A 15,537-nucleotide genomic window follows, 5' to 3' on the forward strand; every position below is an offset into this window, starting at 1 on the left:
ATCACGGCAGGGTCCACTTGAGCCCGGTCGGGGTCCGACCCCGTACCGTGCCGGTGTGACTGACTTTCGCATCAGCTACGGCACCGAGGTCGCCGAAGCCCTGCGCGACGGCCGGCCCGTCGTCGCCCTGGAGAGCACCATCGTCTCGCACGGCCTGCCCCGTCCGCAGAACCTCCGGGTGGCCCGGGAGATCGAGCAGGCGGTCCGGGACGCCGGAGCGGTGCCGGCGACCATCGGCATGATCGGTGGCGAGCTGGTGGTCGGCCTGGACGACGCGCAGCTGACCCGGCTGGCCACCGTCGATGGCGTGACGAAACTCTCCGTCCGCGACCTGGCCGTGGCGGCGGCGACCGGCGCGGACGGTGCCACCACCGTGGCGGCGACCAGCGCGGTGGCCGCCGCCGCCGGGATCGGGGTGTTCGCGACCGGCGGCCTCGGCGGGGTGCACCGGGAGGCGGCGCACACCTTCGACGAGTCGGCGGACCTGGTCACCCTGGCCCAGACCCCGATCACGGTGGTCTGCGCCGGGGTCAAGTCGATCCTCGACGTGGGCGCGACGCTGGAGCGCCTGGAGACCCTCGGGGTAGCCGTCATCGGCTATCGCACCCGCCGGTTCCCCGGCTTCTATCTCACCGACGCGGGCTTCGACCTGGACTGGTCGGTGGACTCGCCGGAGCAGGTCGCCGCCGTGCTGGCCGCTCGGGACGGGCACGCCGTGCACCTCGGGGGCCTGCTCGTCGCCAACCCGCTGCCGGTCGACGAGCAGCTCGACCCGGAGCTGCACGACCGAACCCTCGCCGAGGGCCTGGCCCTGCTCGATCGGGACGGGGTGACCGGCAAGGCCGTCACGCCGTACCTGCTGGCGCACTTCCACTCGGCCACCGAGGGCGCGAGCCTGGCGGTGAACGTCCGGATCATCCTGCGCAACGCCGACCTGGCCGCGCGCATCGCGGTCGCCGCGGTCGCCCGCACCTCCGCCGTACCGGCATGACCCGTGCGGCCCGCGTGGTCGTCGTGGGGGACGTGATCACCGACGTGGTGGCGGTGCTGTCCGGGCCGCTCGCGGCGGGGTCGGACACCGGGGCCGAGATCAGTTTCGGCGGCGGCGGGCAGGCGGCCAACACCGCCGCCTGGATCGCCGCGCAGGGGGTGGCCGTCACGCTCGTCGGCGCGGTCGGTGACGACGACGCCGGGCGCGACCGGATCGCCGAGCTGGACCGCGCGGGCGTGGACTGCGCGGTCGAGCGGGTGGTCGACGCCCCGACCGGCACGGTGATCGTGCTGGCCGCCGACGGCGAGCGGACCATGGTCACGTCGCGGGGCGCGAACCTCGCGTTGAGCGCCGAGCACGTGGAGAAGGCCCTCGCGGCGGTGCCCGACGCGGGGCATCTGCACCTGTCCGCGTACACCCTGTTGGACGCGGGGTCGCGCGGCGCGGGGTTGCGGGCGCTGGCCGCCGCCCGCGAGCGCGGGCTCACCACCAGCGTCGACGCGGCGTCCGCGGCGCCGCTGCGGCGCGCGGGCGCGCGGACCTTCCTGGGTTGGGTACGTGATGTCGACCTGCTGCTGGTCAACGCGGACGAGGCCACGGTGCTGGCCGGCGGGCTGGACCCGGCGGCACAGGGGCGGGCGCTGTCGGCGACGGCTCGGCGGGTGGTGGTCAAACGTGGCGCGGCGGGAGCGGTCTGGGTCGATCGCACGACGCCGGTCTGCGCGGCTCCGGCCCGTCGGGTGGCGGTGGTGGACGTCACGGGCGCGGGCGACGCCTTCGCGGCCGGTCTGCTCACCGCGTGGCTCGCCGGCGCCAGCCCGACCGTGGCACTGAGCCGCGCCACCGACCTCGGCGCGCTGGCCGTCTCCACAGCCGGCGCGCGGCCGCAGCCGTAGGGACCGACGCACCGACCGCAGTCACCGCACGCCGTCACGGTCGAGCCCTGGCCCGCTCGCGGGTCAGGGCTCGACGTCGATGACCTTGTGCGGGCGCTCCTCGGCGGTGAGACTCATCGGCGGCGCCTCGTCCTGCCGCCGGGGATGGAACCGATTGGCCAGCCGGTGCTCCTCCTTGGGCGGCCGGTCGTTGGCCAGCAGCACGGCCAGCCACGGAATGAGCACCATGCCGAGGGCGCACAGCGGCAGCCAGACCCAGAGCAGTGGGGCGCTCGCGCCGACCAGGATCGCGCCGGCGACGATGCAGGCCACCCGGATGCCCATCATGAGGACATAGCGGCGCTGACGGCTGGTGAGCTGATCATTCTGGCTGCGCGAGGCATCGGTGATCAGAATCGGCTGGTACGCCTGACGCTTCACTATGGACCTCCTCGAGGGGATTACGCCTCATCCTGTCACCACAAAAGCGTGATCAGCGAAAATTGACCCAGCCCGTACGTGTTACGCACGTGGTACGCTGCGCGATGTGGGCAGCAGGTTCAGCTTCACCGACGAGGCGTTGGCCAACCTGAGGGTCTACGACGTCACACCCGGGGAAGTCTGGGAGGCGCTGCACAGCGCCCGGCGGGTCATCCGCCACCTGGGCGACGACGTGATGGTGGTCTACGCCGCCGCCCGACGGGGTCGCCGACTGGCGGTGCTGCTCGCCGAGTCCGACGGCACCGACAACGACTGGGACATCCTCTCCGCCCGCGAGCTGAGCGACGTCGAGTCGAAGCGCTACGACGAGGCCGTGCGGAGAGATCGCCGATGAGGAGGCCGTGACGATGCACCGTAACGACGCGACCAAGCAGTTCCACAGCGGCGACGACGGGCTCGCCGACCTGATCGACGACAGCCCGGCGGTGGACCTGCCCACCCCCGACACCGACGTGCCGATGGTGAGCCGATCGGTGCGGCTGCCGCTGGAGACCTACGAGCGGGTCCGCGCAGCCGCCGACGCCCGGGGCATCGGAGTCACCACGCTGATGCGGCAGTGGATCGAGGCGGGCCTCGCCGACCTGGACGACTCCGCGACCGTCTCCCTCGCCGACGTCCGGCGGGCGCTGGCGTCGCTGGCCCACCCGACCGCCGCCTGAGCGTCAGCCCCGGGCAGCCTTCGCCGCCGCCTTCATCTGCTGCTTGTACTCCCGCACCCGGCGCAGCGAATCGGCGTCGGTGACGTCCGCCACCGACCGGTACGCGCCGGGATCGCCGTACCCGCCGGCCGCCTCCCGCCAGTCCTGCGGGGTCACCCCGAACCGCTTGCCGAGCAGGGCCACGAAGATCTGCGCCTTCTGCGTGCCGAAGCCGGGCAGCCCGGCCACCCGCCGCAGCAGCTCCGGCCCGTCGTTGACGTCGGCCCACAGCAGCGCGGCGTCGCCGTCGTAGCGCTCCACGAGCACCTGACAGACCTCCTGGACCCGGGCCGCCATCGCCTTTGGGAACCGGTGCAGCGCGGGTGGCTGGGCGAAGAGCGCGACCAGGGCTTGCGGGTCGTAGCCGGCCAGCTCCGCCGCGTCCAGGTCGCGGCCGAGCCGCTGGGTGAGCACGTACGGCGAGGAGAACGCCTTCTCCATCGGCACCTGCTGATCCAGGGTCATGCCGATGAGCAGGGCCAGCGGGCTGCGCTCCAGCAGCCGGTTGGCCTCTGGATCGATGGGCAGCACGAGCGTCATACCTGCCATCTTGCCTGGCGCGCGGATCCGGGCGGCCACCGACGCTCCGGGAGTCGTCCGGCGGGTGCTGCCGACGCGGGACGGGGCGAAAGGCAGGATGAGGGCGTGGACGAACACGACATGCTGCTCTCCCCCTCGGGCGTCGACGCGCTGCGGACCGCGCTGACCCGAACGGGGTTCACCAGCCACGGCATCGCCGAGCGGCTGGGCGCGCAGGCCACCGCTGCGGTCTCCCGCAACGACTATCGGGCCGCGCTGCGCGCCACCGAGGACGGCGACCCGCTCGGCACCTTGATCCGGGTGTTCATCTGCGACCAGACCGAGCCGGAGGCCACGGTGGCCGCCGCCCTGGCGCCGCTCAGCCTTGCGGAGGCGCTGGCGGGCGGGCTGGTCGAGCGGTACGGCGACGGTCTGCGTGCCGGCGTCGACCTGGAGCCGTACGGCGACGACTGGTGGGTGCTCGCCGACGTGCCGGCCAGCGCCCGGCCGGGCCGCGCGCTGCACGCCGAGCACGTGCTGGGCATCGGCGGCGCCACCCAGACCCTGATCGGCGCGACCGTGCGCCGGCAGGTGGGCCGCGCGCTGGACCTGGGAACCGGCTCCGGCGTCCAGGCCCTGCACCTGGCCACCCACGCCGACACGGTGACCGCCACGGACCTCTCCGAGCGCGCTCTGCGCTTCGCCGCGACCACCGCCGCCCTCAACGGCCAGGACTGGGAGCTGCTGCGGGGCGACCTGGTCGCCCCGGTGGCCGGCCGCCGCTTCGACCTGGTGGTGAGCAACCCACCGTTCGTCGTCGGCCCGGGTACCACCACGCACGTCTACCGCGACTCGGGGCGGGTGGGTGACGCGATCGCCGCCGAGCTGGCCACCGCCGCCCCCGGCCTGCTCACCGAGGGCGGCACCATGCAGTACCTGGCGAACTGGGTGCACGTCGCCGGCGAGGAGTGGGACGAGCGGGTGGCCGGCTGGTTCGTCGGCACCGGCCTGGACGCCTGGGTGATCCAGCGCGAGGTCGCCGACCCGATGGCGTACGTCGACCTGTGGCTCACCGACGTCGGCGAGGGCGCCGACCCGCAGCGGGCGGCCGTCTGGCTGGACTGGTTCGACGCGCACAAGATCGAGGCGATCGGCTTCGGCATCGTGTCACTGCGCCAGGGCGGGCACGCCGACCCGGTGGTCCGCGTGGAGGACCTGCGTCAGCGGGTCCAGCCACCGCTGGGCGACCAGATCGGCGCCTGGTTCGACCGCCAGGACTTCCTGCGGGTACGCGACACCGAGGCGCTGCTCGCCGAGCGCTACCGGGCCACCGACGGCCTCCAACTGCGCCAGGAGGCCACCATGGGCGACGAGGGCTGGGCGGTGGACCGGCAGGTGCTCGCGATGCCGCACGGCCTGCGCTGGACCGAGGAGATCGACCCGCTGGTGCTGGCACTGGTCGGTGGGGCGGACGGCCGGCTGCCGCTGCGCGACCAGCTCGCCCTGCTCGCGGCGGCCCACGACGTCGAACCCGCGGAGATGGCCGTGGCGGCCGGCCCGATCGTCGCGCACCTGGTGGAGCGCGGCTTCATCGAACCGGTGACCACGTGATGCCGGCGATGTACGCGGTGGGGCGCTGATGCGGGCGGTGGTACAGACCGTCGGGCGGGCCAGCGTGACCGTCGATGGCGAGGTGGTCGGCGCGATCGAGAACGGCCTGCTGGTGCTGCTCGGGGTGACCCACACCGACACCACAAAGACCGCTCAGACGATGGCCCGCAAGGTGCACGAGCTGCGCATCCTGGACGGTGAACGGTCCGCCGCCGACACTGGCGCTCCGATCCTGCTGGTCAGCCAGTTCACCCTCTACGGCGATGTCCGCAAGGGCCGCCGCCCGAGCTGGACCGCCGCCGCCCCCGCCGAGGTAGCCGAACCCTTGGTGACAGCGGTAGTCGACGCGCTACGCCAGCGGGGAGCCAAGGTGGAGACCGGCCGCTTCCGCACCCACATGCTGGTGGAAAGCACCAACATAGGCCCCCAAACCCTCCTCCTGGACCTCTAATCTCACTCCCCTTGTCGATCATGAAGTTATTGCCCGCCGCCTCGGCGTGTCGGGGCAATAACTTCATGATCGACGGACGAAGAGGTGGGTGGGTGGGTGGGTGGGTGGGTGGGGTGGGGTGGGTTAGGAGAAGAGGCCTCGGCGGGACAGGGACTGGCGGAGCCAGGTGTCCAGTTCGGCGGTCCAGTCGGTGGCGTCGGCGGTGGCGTGCTCGACCGTGAACCGGCCGAAGGCGTCCCGGCCCTCGGTGAAGACGCCGCCGCGCTTGTCGACCTCCAGCACCACCTGCATCTGTCGCGCATCGGCGATGAAGGTGACCTCCAACTGATTGATCGAGCGGGCGTACTGCGGTGCCGGGCTGAACTCGATCTCCTGGTAGAACGGCAACGTCTGCCGTACGCCGTAGAGGTGCCCACGCTCCACATCGGCGCGCGCGAACCGGAAGCCCAGCCGCAGCAACGCCTCCAGCAGCCGCTCCTGCGCGGGCAGCGGGTGCACCGACACGGCGTCCAGGTCGCTCGTGTCGACGGCGCGGGCGACCTCCAGCTCGGTCCGCAGGCCCATCGTCATGCCGTGCAGGTGCTGCCCGTACAGCTCGGTGACGGGTGTCTCCCAGGGCACGTCGAAGCGGAACGGGAGATCGTGGCGCTGCCCCCGCTCCAGCCGGAACGCATCGGTGACCCGCTGGCGGTAGAACTCCTGGGTGGTGTCGTAGTCGTTGTCACCGCTCTCCACCTCGACCCGGGTGACCAGGCCGAGCGTGACGTGGTCGATGTCGACCTGATGGTCACCGCCGAGCACGTGGATGTGGCCCTCCAACTGCCCGCCGGGGCGGCAGTTCGGGTTGGCGAGCACCGTCTCGACCGAGGGGCCGCCGACCCCCATCGCCTTCATGAGCCGCCTGAAGACCACACCGTCCTCCATCGTCGGACCATGCCGACCCGGGGCGGCCGACCGTCCGCAACGTAACCGGGCCGGGCCCGCAACCGCCGGGATGACACACCGCGGCAACGATCCGGCCGGATTCCTGTCGGGTGCCCGATCGCCTCACTCCCGTTTTACGCCCCACCCGCCAAGCTGTGTCTCACACCGGCACCACTGGGCCGGAGACACGGCACAGACGTGGAAACGGGGAGACAGAGATGGTCCTGCAGATGACGGAACACCGGACGCGCCCGGCCACCAGCACCGAGACCAACGGGGCCGCCGAGGCCCTCACCGACCTGGACGCCACCGACGAGCGCGGCATCTCCACCGACCTGGTCCGGGCGTACCTGAACGGAATCGGCCGGACGAAGCTGCTGACCGCGGCGCAGGAGGTCGACCTGGCCCGGCGGATCGAGGCCGGCCTGTTCGCCGACGAGAAGCTCGCCACCTGCACCCCGGTCTCCGAGGAGCTGCGGGCCGACCTGGAGCTGATCGTCGCCGAGGGCCGCGCCGCCAAGGACCACCTGCTGGAGGCGAACCTGCGGCTGGTGGTCAGCATCGCCAAGCGCTACACCGGACGCGGGATGGCCTTCCTCGACCTGATCCAGGAGGGCAACCTCGGCCTCATCCGGGCGGTGGAGAAGTTCGACTACGCCAAGGGCTACAAGTTCTCCACGTACGCCACCTGGTGGATCCGGCAGGCGATCACCCGTGCCATGGCCGACCAGGCGCGCACCATCCGCATCCCCGTGCACATGGTCGAGCAGGTCAACCGGATGGTCCGGGCCCGCCGGGAACTGGCGGTGACGCTGGGTCGCGAGCCCACGGTCGCCGAGGTCGCCCGGGCCCTGGACATCCCCGAGTTCCAGGTCATCGAGCTGATCTCGTACGACCGCGAGCCGGTCAGCCTGGACCAGGCCGTCGGCGACGACGGCGAGAGCGCGCTCGGTGACTTCGTGGCCTCGGTGGACCCGCGCACCGACCCGGGCGAGGGTGCCGCGCAGGGCGAACTGCGCAACGAGGTGAGCATCGTGCTGTCCACGCTGTCGCAGCGGGAGCAGGCGGTCATCCGGCTCCGGTTCGGGCTGGACGACGGCCGGCAGCGCACCCTGGACGAGGTCGGCCGCGAGTTCGGCCTGTCCCGTGAGCGCATCCGGCAGATCGAGAAGGTGACGTTGCTGAAGCTGCGCGCTCCCGAGCGGGCGCAGCGCCTGGAGGCGTACGCCTGCTGACGCACCGGATGCGCAGGGAAGGCCCCGGCGGTTCGCCGGGGCCTTCCCTGCTGTCGAGGTGCTTGACTGTGGCGCCCGGCTCCGGCTGCTCGATCGTCCAGCCGCGCCTGAGCTGCCGCGCTCAGAGACGCCGGGGGCCGGTGTCCGGACGGGCGGCCACGCCGCCCACCCGCACCTGGGCGTGCAGGACCGAGATGCCGTCCGGGCGGGCGAGCACCGGGTTGAGGGTCACCGAGCGCACCCGGGGCTGCTCGTCGGCCAGCTGACCGACCCGCAGCAGCAGGTCGGCCAGGGCCGCCCGGTCCACCGGCGCCGCGCCCCGGTGCCCCCGCAACAGCGGAGCCGCCCGAGGTTCGTCGACCAGCTCGGCGGCGTCGGTGTGGGTCAGCGGCACCGCCCGCCAGGCCCGATCGCCCAGCAGCTCGGTGGCGACCCCGCCGAGGCCGAAGCCGACCACCGGACCGAACGCCGGATCTTCCACCAACTCCACCACGCAGGCCACACCGGGCGGGACCATCGGCTGCACCAGCACGTCCGCGCCGAAGCCGGCGGCCATGTCGGCGTACGCGCGACGGACGCTCGCCTCGTCGGGCAGATCGAGGCGGACCGCGCCCAGGTCGAGCCGGTGCCGCAGCCCCGCGGCAGCGGCCTTGAGCGCCACCGGGAAACCCACCCGCGTCGCCGCGTCGACCGCCGCGTCGACCGAGGCCACGGGCACCGACGCGACGGCCTCGATCCCGTACGCGGCCAGCAGCGCATCGACGTCGGTGCCGTCGACGCGCAGCGCGGCCGCCGCGGCGTCCCGGTCGATCCCGGGCAGCTCGGGCGCGACCCCGGGCGGTCGACGCAGCCACTCGGCGTACCGGTGCACCCGGGCGAGCGCCCGGACGGCCTCCTCCACGCCGCCGTACGCGGGCACCCCGGCGGGCAACCGACCGACCAGGAACGTCGCCACGGTCGGCTTGCCCAGGGCGAGGGCGGCCGGCAACGCGGCGGTGACATCGGCGTCCACCTCGGTGCGTTGGCCGGGCAGCGGCGGGGCGAAGACCACGACGAGCGCGTCCACCCGGTCATCGGCGGCCGTCTCGGCGAGGGCGGCGGCGAACTCGTCGGCGCCGGCGCTCGGCGCGACGTCACGCGGGTAGCCGTCGGCGACGGTCAGGCCCTGCCCGACGCAGGCCGTGGCGGCCAGGCCGGTCAGCGCCGACGAGTTGCCGACCACGCCGACCCGGCCGCCGGCCGGCAGCGGCTGGTTGGCCAGCAACACCCCCACGTCGAGCAGCTCCGGCACGGTGTCCACCCGGATCACCCCGGACTGGGCGAAGAGCGCGGCCACCGCCACCTCGTCCGGGCCGGCGGTGTCGCCCACACCGGCCGGGCGGGCCGGCGAGGCCAACGCCACGACCGGTTTCGCCCGGCCGATCCGTCGGGCCAGCCGGGCGAACTTGCGCGGGTTACCGAACGTCTCCAGGTACAACATGATCACATCGGTGCCCGGGTCGTCCTGCCAGTACTGCAGCAGGTCGTTGCCCGACACGTCGGCCCGGTTGCCGGCCGACACGAAGCTGGACAGCCCGAGGCCACGCCGGTCCGCCTCGGCGAGCAGCGCCACCCCGAACGCGCCGGACTGGCTGAAGATGCCAACCCGACCGGCCGGCGGCAACGCCGGGGCGAGGGTGGCGTTGAGGCGTACCACCGGGTCGGTGTTGGCCACGCCCAGGCAGTTCGGGCCCACTACGCGCATCCCGGCGGCGTGCGCCGCGCGGACCAGCGCACGTTGCCTGGCCGCGCCCTCACCGCCGGCCTCGGCGAAGCCGGCCGAGATCACGACCAGGCCGTGCACCCCGGCGGCGGCCGCGTCGGTGACCACCGCGGTCGCCGCCTCCGGCGGGACCGCCACCACCGCCAGGTCCACCGCCACCCCGGCGTCAACCGCCGAGGGGTACGCGGGCAGGCCCGCCACCGTCGACGCGCTCGGGTGCACCGGCACCACCGCGCCGGTGAACCCGCCGTCGCGCAGGTGCCCGAGCACGGCCGCGCCGACGCCCTGGCCGGTGGCGCTCGCGCCGTAGACGGCGATGCCTCGCGGGGCGAGCAGCCGGGCGATCGAGCGGGCCTCGGTGCGGTGCTCCCGGCCGCGCTGCACCTCCAGGGTCGCCTCCGTCGGGGCGATCGGGAAGCTCAGGTGCACCACGCCGTCGGCGTACGCGCGCTGCACCTGGTAGCCGAAGTCGGAGAAGACCCGCAGCATCGTCCCGTTGGCCGGCAGCACCTCGGCGACGAAGCTCATGATGCCGTTGCGCCGCGCGGCGTCGGCCAGGTGCTCCATCAGCACCGAGCCGATGCCCCGGCCCTGGAAGGCGTCCTCGACCACGAAGGCGACCTCCGCCTCCGGCGCCTGCGGGCCGAGCCGCTCGTACCGGCCGACGGCGACGAGCCGATCCCCGGCCAGCACCACGAACGCCTCCCGGTCGTGGTGGTCGACCGTGACGAACCGGATCAGATCCCGCTCCGGGATGCGCGGGTACGGCGAGAAGTAACGCAGGTAGCGGGTGCGCTCGGAGAATCGGCTGTGCATCGCCACGATCGCCGGCGCGTCGTCCGGGCTGATCGGTCGCAACTGGACGGTGCTGCCGTCGCTGAGCAGCACGTCCACCGGCTGGTCCACGGTCGTCACCGGTGTGGTCCTCCCCCGGCCCGGCTCAGTCCCGGGGATCGTGCGGGTCGAGCCCGAGCAGCGGGAAGACGGTCTTACGGGTCGCCGCGATCGCCCGGTCCACCGCGTTCGGCTCGCCCGTCGGCTGCCACGGCTCGTACGACGGGTCCGCGTCGTCGGTCATCCGCAGCGGAATCTCCCGACCTGGCCGACGGGCCGCGGCCAGCTCACGCCAGCCCGGTGGGGTGAGCGTCGCCGGGTCGATCGGGCCGCCGGTCGCCACGGCCAACAGGTGGGTCCAGGCTCGGGGCACGACCTCGACCAGCGCGTACCCGCCGCCGCCGGTGGCCACCCAACGGCCCTCGCACAGCTCGTCGGCGAGCGCCCGCAACGCGAGGTAGGTGGCGCGCTGCCCGTCCACCGTCAGGTTCAGGTCGGCCAGCGGATCCAGCCGGTGCCCGTCCGCGCCGCACTGACTCACCAGCACCTGCGGCCGGAACGCGCGCAGCACCGACGGCACGATCGCGTGGAACGCCCGCTGCCAGCCGGTGTCGTCGACGCCCGGCGGCAGCGGCATGTTCACCGCGCTGCCCTGCGCGCCCGGCCCGCCGGTCTCGTCCGGAAAACCGGTGCCCGGAAAGAGCGCGAGCGGCGTCTCGTGCAGGCTGACCGTGAGCACCCGCGGGTCGTCCCAGAAGATCTCCTGCACCCCGTCGCCGTGGTGCACGTCAACGTCGACGTACGCGATCCGCTCGGCGCCCAGGTCGAGCAGTCGGGCGATGGCCACCGCCGGGTCGTTGTAGACGCAGAAGCCAGACGCCCGGGCGGGCATCGCGTGGTGCAGGCCACCGGCCACGTTCACCGCCCGACGCGCGTCACCGCGCCAGACCGCCTCGGCGGCGGCCAGCGTCGCACCGGCGATCAGCGCGCTGGAGTCGTGCATCCCCTCGAAGACCGGGTTGTCGGAGGTGCCCAGCCCATACCCGGCGAAGAGCGGATCGCGCGGCGCGGCACGCACGGCGGCCAGGTAGGCCGGGTGGTGCACGCGGGTGAGCGCGGCGTCGTCGGCGGGCTCCGGCTTGAGCACGCGCACCCCGGAGCGATCGAGGACGCCCAGCTCGCGGGCGAGCGCGATGGTCAACTCCACCCGGACCGGGTCGAGCGGATGGTCGCCCATGTCGTAGGCGAGCAGCGAGGGGTCCCACACCACCACCGTGTCGTCGGACATGAGCCCATCGTCGCACGAGGACCATCGTCGGCCCACCGCACGCGCTGGTCAGCGGCCGGGTGTCGGCCCGGAGGCGACCGGTCGGGCCGGGTCGGCCACCCAGTTGCTCCACGAACCCACGTAGAGCGCGGCGTCCGTGCGGCCGGCCAGGTGCAGCGCGAGGACCGCCTGCGCGGCGGTCACCCCGGAGCCGCAGTACGCCCCGACCGTCCGCGCCTCGGTCGCGCCGACCGCCGCGAACCGCTCGCGCAGCACGTCGGCGGCCGGGAAGCGCCCGTCGGCGCCCACATAATCGCCGGCGGGCAGGTTGGCCGCGCCGGGCACGTGACCGGCGACCGGGTCGATCGGCTCGACCTCGCCGGCGTAGCGGGGTGCCGCGCGCACGTCGAGCAGCACGGCGTCGTCGGCGGCAGCCAGCGCGGCGGCCTGCCCGGCGTCCAGTACCGGAAGGTCACCGGGGCGCACCTCGACGTCGCCGTCGGCCGGGGCGGGCGCGGTGGTGGAGACCTGTCGTCCGGCGGTGACCCAGGCCGGGAAGCCCCCGTGCAGCAGGCGCACCGGCCGGTGCCCGGCCCAGCGCAGCGTCCACCAGGCGCGCGCGGCGGCCAGGCCGTCACCGCCGTCGTACACCACCACGGGGTGACCGGCGCGGACGCCGGCGGCCCGCAGCGCGGCCTGTAGCGCGCCCGGGTCGGGCAGCGGGTGCCGGCCGCCGACCCCGGGCGGCCCGCACAGCGCGGTGTCCAGGTCGACGAAGACCGCGCCGGGCAGGTGGCCCGCCAGGTAGTCGTCGTGGCCGGGCGGGCCGGTGAGCCGCCAGCGAACGTCGAGGAGGGTGGGCGGGTCCGCGTGGTCGAGTTCGACGGCGAGCTGATCGACCTCGACAAGCAACTCCTCGGTACCGGACATGGCGACCATCCAACACCATCCGGGTCGGCACCACGCGGTTCGGCGGCGGTCGTCGGCCACGCAGCGAGGTAGCATCGTGCACCGGAGGGCCGCTGACGTTATGAAGTCTCACGACCTGGTCGACACGACCGAGATGTACCTGCGCACCATCCTCGAGTTGGAAGAGGAGGGGGTGCCGCCTCTGCGCGCCCGGATTGCCGAACGGCTGCAGCAGAGCGGCCCCACCGTGAGCCAGACCGTCGCCCGGATGGAGCGCGACGGCCTCCTCACCGTCGAGGGCGACCGGCACCTGACGCTCACCGCGCTCGGCCGGGGCAGCGCGGTCTCCGTGATGCGCAAGCACCGCCTCGCCGAGCTGCTGCTGGTCAACGTCATCGGGATGCCCTACGAGGAGGCCCACGAGGAGGCCTGCCGTTGGGAGCACGTGATGAGCGACGCGGTGGAGAAGCGGGTGTACGAGCTGCTCAACCGGCCGACCCGCTCCCCGTACGGCAACCCGATCCCGGGGCTTCAGGAGCTGGGCTCGGCCGAGGCGGAGACCACCGAGGCCGCCGAGGGCGAGCGCAACCTGGCCTTTCCCGGCCTCTCCGGGCCGGTCGTGGTGCGGCGGATCTGCGAGAGCGTGCAGAAGGACGCCGACGTGCTGCGCCAGCTGCACGCCGCCGGCGTCGACCCGGGCGCCACAGTAACCGTGGCCCAGGAGCGCGACGGGGTGTCGATCGACCGGTCCGGTGACCGGGTGCGGCTGCCGCGCGAGGTCGCCTCCCGGGTCTTCGTCGCCAACTGACCGGCCGCACACCCGGGCGTCACAGCGCCCGGGTGTCCACCTTCTTGGCCAGCCCGACCAGGTCACCGGCCAGCTTGTCGGCGGCCGTGCGGTCGGCGGCACGAGCGCCCGTCCAGGTCAGCGTGGCGAGGCGTCCGTCGGTGGCCAGCCAGCCGACCTCGGCGACCGGGCCGTGCCCGCCGGTCGCGGCGGTGGTACGCCGGTACGCCTGCTGACCCAGCCCGGTGACCTTTGCCGCCTTGTCGGGCACCACGTCCGCGCCGAAGGTGGTCTTGTCGATGGTGGTCTTGGACACACTGAGCATCAGCTCCGGCAGCGCCGCGCGCTCGGCCCGGACCACGCAGGTGTGCGTGTCACCCCGTTCGCTGGCCGCCGCCACGTCGAAGCGCACCTTGACGAGCTGCTCGATCACCGCGAAGTCCAGCAGCCGGCAGGCGCCCCCTGAGGAGGCCGCCGACACGTCCAGGGCGACCGGCGCCTGCGGCGGCACCGCCACCGGCTCGGCCTCGGCGGCACAGCCGCTCACCAGCAGGCCCGCCAGCCCGGCGACCACGATCCGCCCGCGCACGCTCCACCCTCTCGCCGACCGACGGCGGAAGGGGCCCCGCCGGATGTCCGTCGGACACCGTACGGGGTGTCCGGGTCGGGCGGAAGTCCTCATTCTGAGGGTGGATCATCCACGTACGGGCAGTGGCGGCAGCCCCGACCGCAGCACGTGCCGCGGCGGGCCAGGAAGCCGGCGCTGAGCACGAAGAGCCCCGTCGCCGGGTCGAGGTAGCCGGCTTCACCGGCGGCCAGCGCGGCGGCGTGCGCGGCGAGGATCCGGATCCGCTCGGGGCGCTCGGGCGGCAGCCGGGACGGGTGCGGCTCGGTCAGCGGCCGATCCGCCAGGGGTCGTCGCTCTCCGCTCACCCGCAGCAGTCTAGGGAGGACCCGTCGGCGATCGCCCAGCCGCGTCGCGCCGACGGAATTGCGGTGCCGGGCGGGGTGGCGCCTCGATAGAGTCCGCGGGCCGTCGGCCGGCGGCGCGCTCGGCACCACGCTGGGGCTGCGCGGCGCGCTCTGGGTGTGCGTGCTGGGCACCTGGGCGGCGTGCCTGTTCGTGGTCTGCTCGCCGCTGCGACGGATGCGGGACACGCCGCCAGTTCCGTCGTAGAGTCCCGGTGGCTTGAGTCTCCAGCGGGGGGAGACCGCAGGGTGGGGGCATGAGCGGTGACGAGCGGTACACGATCGGCGACCTGGCCCGGCGCACCGGGCTGAGCGTCAAGACCATCCGGTACTACGCCAACAGCGGGATCGTGCCGCCGACCGACCGGAGCCCGGCCGGCTACCGTCAGTACGGCCCGGACGCCGTCGCCCGACTGGAACTGGTCCGGACGTTACGCGACCTGGGCGTGGACCTGGCGTCCATCCGGCGGGTGGTGGACCGCGAGGTGCCCCTGCACGAGGTGGCCGCCGCGCACGCCGAGGCGCTGGCGGCGCAGATCCGGGTGCTGCGGCTGCGCCAGGCCGTCCTGACCGTCGCGGCGGGGCGCGAAGCGGGCCCGTCCGAGGTGAACGACCTGCACCGGTTGGCCCAGCTCACCGCCCACGAACGACGGCAACTGGTGGACGACTTCCTGGACAGCGTCTTCACCGCCGACCCGCCGACGTACCCGGGTGTGCTCGTCTCGATGACGCCCGAGCTGCCCGACGACCCCACCGCCGAGCAGGTGCGGGCGTGGGTGGAGTTGGCCGACCTGTGCCGGGACCCCGCCTTCCGGGCGAGCATGCGGCGGCTCGCTCGCCAGCACGCCGCCGACAACGACGTGCCCGGGCTGCCCCGCCCGGACGCCGTCGCCGTGGTCCGGGACGGGGTGGCGGCCGCCCTGGCCGCCGGTCTCGATCCGACCGGACCCGAGGCCGAGCCGGTGGTCGCGGCGGTCACCGGCCGGTACGCGAGCCTCCGCGGTCGTCCCGACGACGCCGACCTGCGCCAGCGGCTGCTGGACCGGCTGGTTCTGGCCAACGACCCGCGCCGAGACCGTTACCTCGACCTGCTGTCGGTGATCAACGGCTGGTCGGGCGGTGGCGCGGTCGCGCCCGCCGTGGACTGGTTCATCCGTGCCCTGCGCGCCAGGATGCCCGCGCCGAACCGCTGAACCGGACGGGT

The 15,537-nt window shown here is 73.8% G+C and carries 17 protein-coding genes; 9 read left to right on the top strand and 8 right to left on the bottom strand.

All coding sequences use genetic code 11. From position 1 onward, the window contains the following. Nucleotides 1-55 precede the first annotated feature (55 nt). Together OG505_RS18990 and OG505_RS18995 are read left to right on the top strand one after the other, a co-directional pair. The gene (locus OG505_RS18990) at nucleotides 56-991 is read left to right on the top strand and encodes a pseudouridine-5'-phosphate glycosidase (protein WP_405426189.1); all 936 of its coding nucleotides are present in this window, start codon (nucleotides 56-58) and stop codon (nucleotides 989-991) included. Next, nucleotides 988-1,887, top strand: a complete 900-nt coding sequence (locus tag OG505_RS18995) for a carbohydrate kinase family protein (protein ID WP_405426191.1) — start codon at nucleotides 988-990, stop codon at nucleotides 1,885-1,887. The genes OG505_RS18990 and OG505_RS18995 overlap by 4 nt, the downstream gene beginning before the upstream one ends. Nucleotides 1,888-1,950: 63 nt before the next feature. Here the strand turns inward: OG505_RS18995 and OG505_RS19000 are convergent, their stop codons facing one another. After that, nucleotides 1,951-2,310: a DUF3099 domain-containing protein gene (locus tag OG505_RS19000; RefSeq protein ID WP_405434584.1), complete on the bottom strand. Its 360-nt coding sequence runs from the start codon at nucleotides 2,308-2,310 to the stop codon at nucleotides 1,951-1,953. Between the two features lie 103 nt (nucleotides 2,311-2,413). Here OG505_RS19000 and OG505_RS19005 point away from each other — a divergent pair, with 103 nt between their 5' ends. Continuing rightward, nucleotides 2,414-2,701 (top strand): hypothetical protein, encoded by a 288-nt coding sequence (locus OG505_RS19005; protein WP_405426192.1) that lies wholly within the window; start codon nucleotides 2,414-2,416, stop codon nucleotides 2,699-2,701. Between the two features lie 13 nt (nucleotides 2,702-2,714). After that, the gene (locus OG505_RS19010) at nucleotides 2,715-3,026 is read left to right on the top strand and encodes a hypothetical protein (protein ID WP_405434586.1); all 312 of its coding nucleotides are present in this window, start codon (nucleotides 2,715-2,717) and stop codon (nucleotides 3,024-3,026) included. 3 nt (nucleotides 3,027-3,029) lie between these two features. Here OG505_RS19010 and OG505_RS19015 read toward each other — a convergent pair whose 3' ends face one another. Beyond that, on the bottom strand, nucleotides 3,030-3,614 hold the full coding sequence (locus tag OG505_RS19015) for an HhH-GPD-type base excision DNA repair protein (protein ID WP_405434588.1): 585 nt from the start codon (nucleotides 3,612-3,614) through the stop codon (nucleotides 3,030-3,032). A gap of 96 nt (nucleotides 3,615-3,710) precedes the next feature. On the opposite strand from OG505_RS19015, the gene OG505_RS19020 reads away from it, so the two are divergent. Together OG505_RS19020 and dtd are read left to right on the top strand one after the other, a co-directional pair. Continuing rightward, entirely contained in the window at nucleotides 3,711-5,195 is a 1,485-nt protein-coding gene (locus OG505_RS19020) for a methyltransferase (RefSeq protein WP_405426193.1), read from the top strand. Between the two features lie 28 nt (nucleotides 5,196-5,223). After that, a complete protein-coding gene (gene dtd, locus OG505_RS19025; RefSeq protein WP_405426195.1) occupies nucleotides 5,224-5,646 on the top strand; it encodes a D-aminoacyl-tRNA deacylase in 423 nt (140 codons plus the stop codon). 123 nt (nucleotides 5,647-5,769) lie between these two features. Here dtd and OG505_RS19030 read toward each other — a convergent pair whose 3' ends face one another. Continuing rightward, nucleotides 5,770-6,558, bottom strand: coding sequence for a sporulation protein (locus OG505_RS19030; protein ID WP_405434589.1), 789 nt, complete (start codon nucleotides 6,556-6,558; stop codon nucleotides 5,770-5,772). A gap of 230 nt (nucleotides 6,559-6,788) precedes the next feature. On the opposite strand from OG505_RS19030, the gene sigB reads away from it, so the two are divergent. Beyond that, nucleotides 6,789-7,805 carry an RNA polymerase sigma factor SigB gene (gene sigB, locus OG505_RS19035; RefSeq protein WP_405426197.1) on the top strand — a complete coding sequence of 339 codons (1,017 nt, stop codon included), beginning with the start codon at nucleotides 6,789-6,791 and terminating at the stop codon, nucleotides 7,803-7,805. A gap of 121 nt (nucleotides 7,806-7,926) precedes the next feature. Here the strand turns inward: sigB and OG505_RS19040 are convergent, their stop codons facing one another. The 3 genes from OG505_RS19040 to OG505_RS19050 are packed head-to-tail and all read right to left on the bottom strand — an operon-like array spanning nucleotide 7,927 to nucleotide 12,598. Further along, nucleotides 7,927-10,482 (bottom strand): GNAT family N-acetyltransferase, encoded by a 2,556-nt coding sequence (locus OG505_RS19040; RefSeq protein WP_405426199.1) that lies wholly within the window; start codon nucleotides 10,480-10,482, stop codon nucleotides 7,927-7,929. Nucleotides 10,483-10,507: 25 nt separating this feature from the next. Continuing rightward, nucleotides 10,508-11,689: an acetoin utilization protein AcuC gene (locus tag OG505_RS19045; protein WP_405426201.1), complete on the bottom strand. Its 1,182-nt coding sequence runs from the start codon at nucleotides 11,687-11,689 to the stop codon at nucleotides 10,508-10,510. 48 nt (nucleotides 11,690-11,737) lie between these two features. Further along, nucleotides 11,738-12,598: a sulfurtransferase gene (locus OG505_RS19050; RefSeq protein ID WP_405426202.1), complete on the bottom strand. Its 861-nt coding sequence runs from the start codon at nucleotides 12,596-12,598 to the stop codon at nucleotides 11,738-11,740. Nucleotides 12,599-12,698: 100 nt separating this feature from the next. On the opposite strand from OG505_RS19050, the gene OG505_RS19055 reads away from it, so the two are divergent. Continuing rightward, entirely contained in the window at nucleotides 12,699-13,385 is a 687-nt protein-coding gene (locus tag OG505_RS19055; protein ID WP_405426204.1) for a metal-dependent transcriptional regulator, read from the top strand. Between the two features lie 19 nt (nucleotides 13,386-13,404). Here OG505_RS19055 and OG505_RS19060 read toward each other — a convergent pair whose 3' ends face one another. Continuing rightward, nucleotides 13,405-13,953, bottom strand: a complete 549-nt coding sequence (locus tag OG505_RS19060) for a hypothetical protein (protein ID WP_405426206.1) — start codon at nucleotides 13,951-13,953, stop codon at nucleotides 13,405-13,407. A gap of 89 nt (nucleotides 13,954-14,042) precedes the next feature. Beyond that, the gene (locus OG505_RS19065; protein ID WP_405426208.1) at nucleotides 14,043-14,297 is read right to left on the bottom strand and encodes a DUF5522 domain-containing protein; all 255 of its coding nucleotides are present in this window, start codon (nucleotides 14,295-14,297) and stop codon (nucleotides 14,043-14,045) included. Nucleotides 14,298-14,590: 293 nt separating this feature from the next. On the opposite strand from OG505_RS19065, the gene OG505_RS19070 reads away from it, so the two are divergent. Continuing rightward, nucleotides 14,591-15,526: a MerR family transcriptional regulator gene (locus OG505_RS19070; protein WP_405426210.1), complete on the top strand. Its 936-nt coding sequence runs from the start codon at nucleotides 14,591-14,593 to the stop codon at nucleotides 15,524-15,526. Nucleotides 15,527-15,537 lie beyond the last annotated feature (11 nt).

Source organism: Micromonospora sp. NBC_00617, from assembly GCF_045161355.1.
In the GTDB taxonomy this organism is placed as follows: domain Bacteria; phylum Actinomycetota; class Actinomycetes; order Mycobacteriales; family Micromonosporaceae; genus Micromonospora.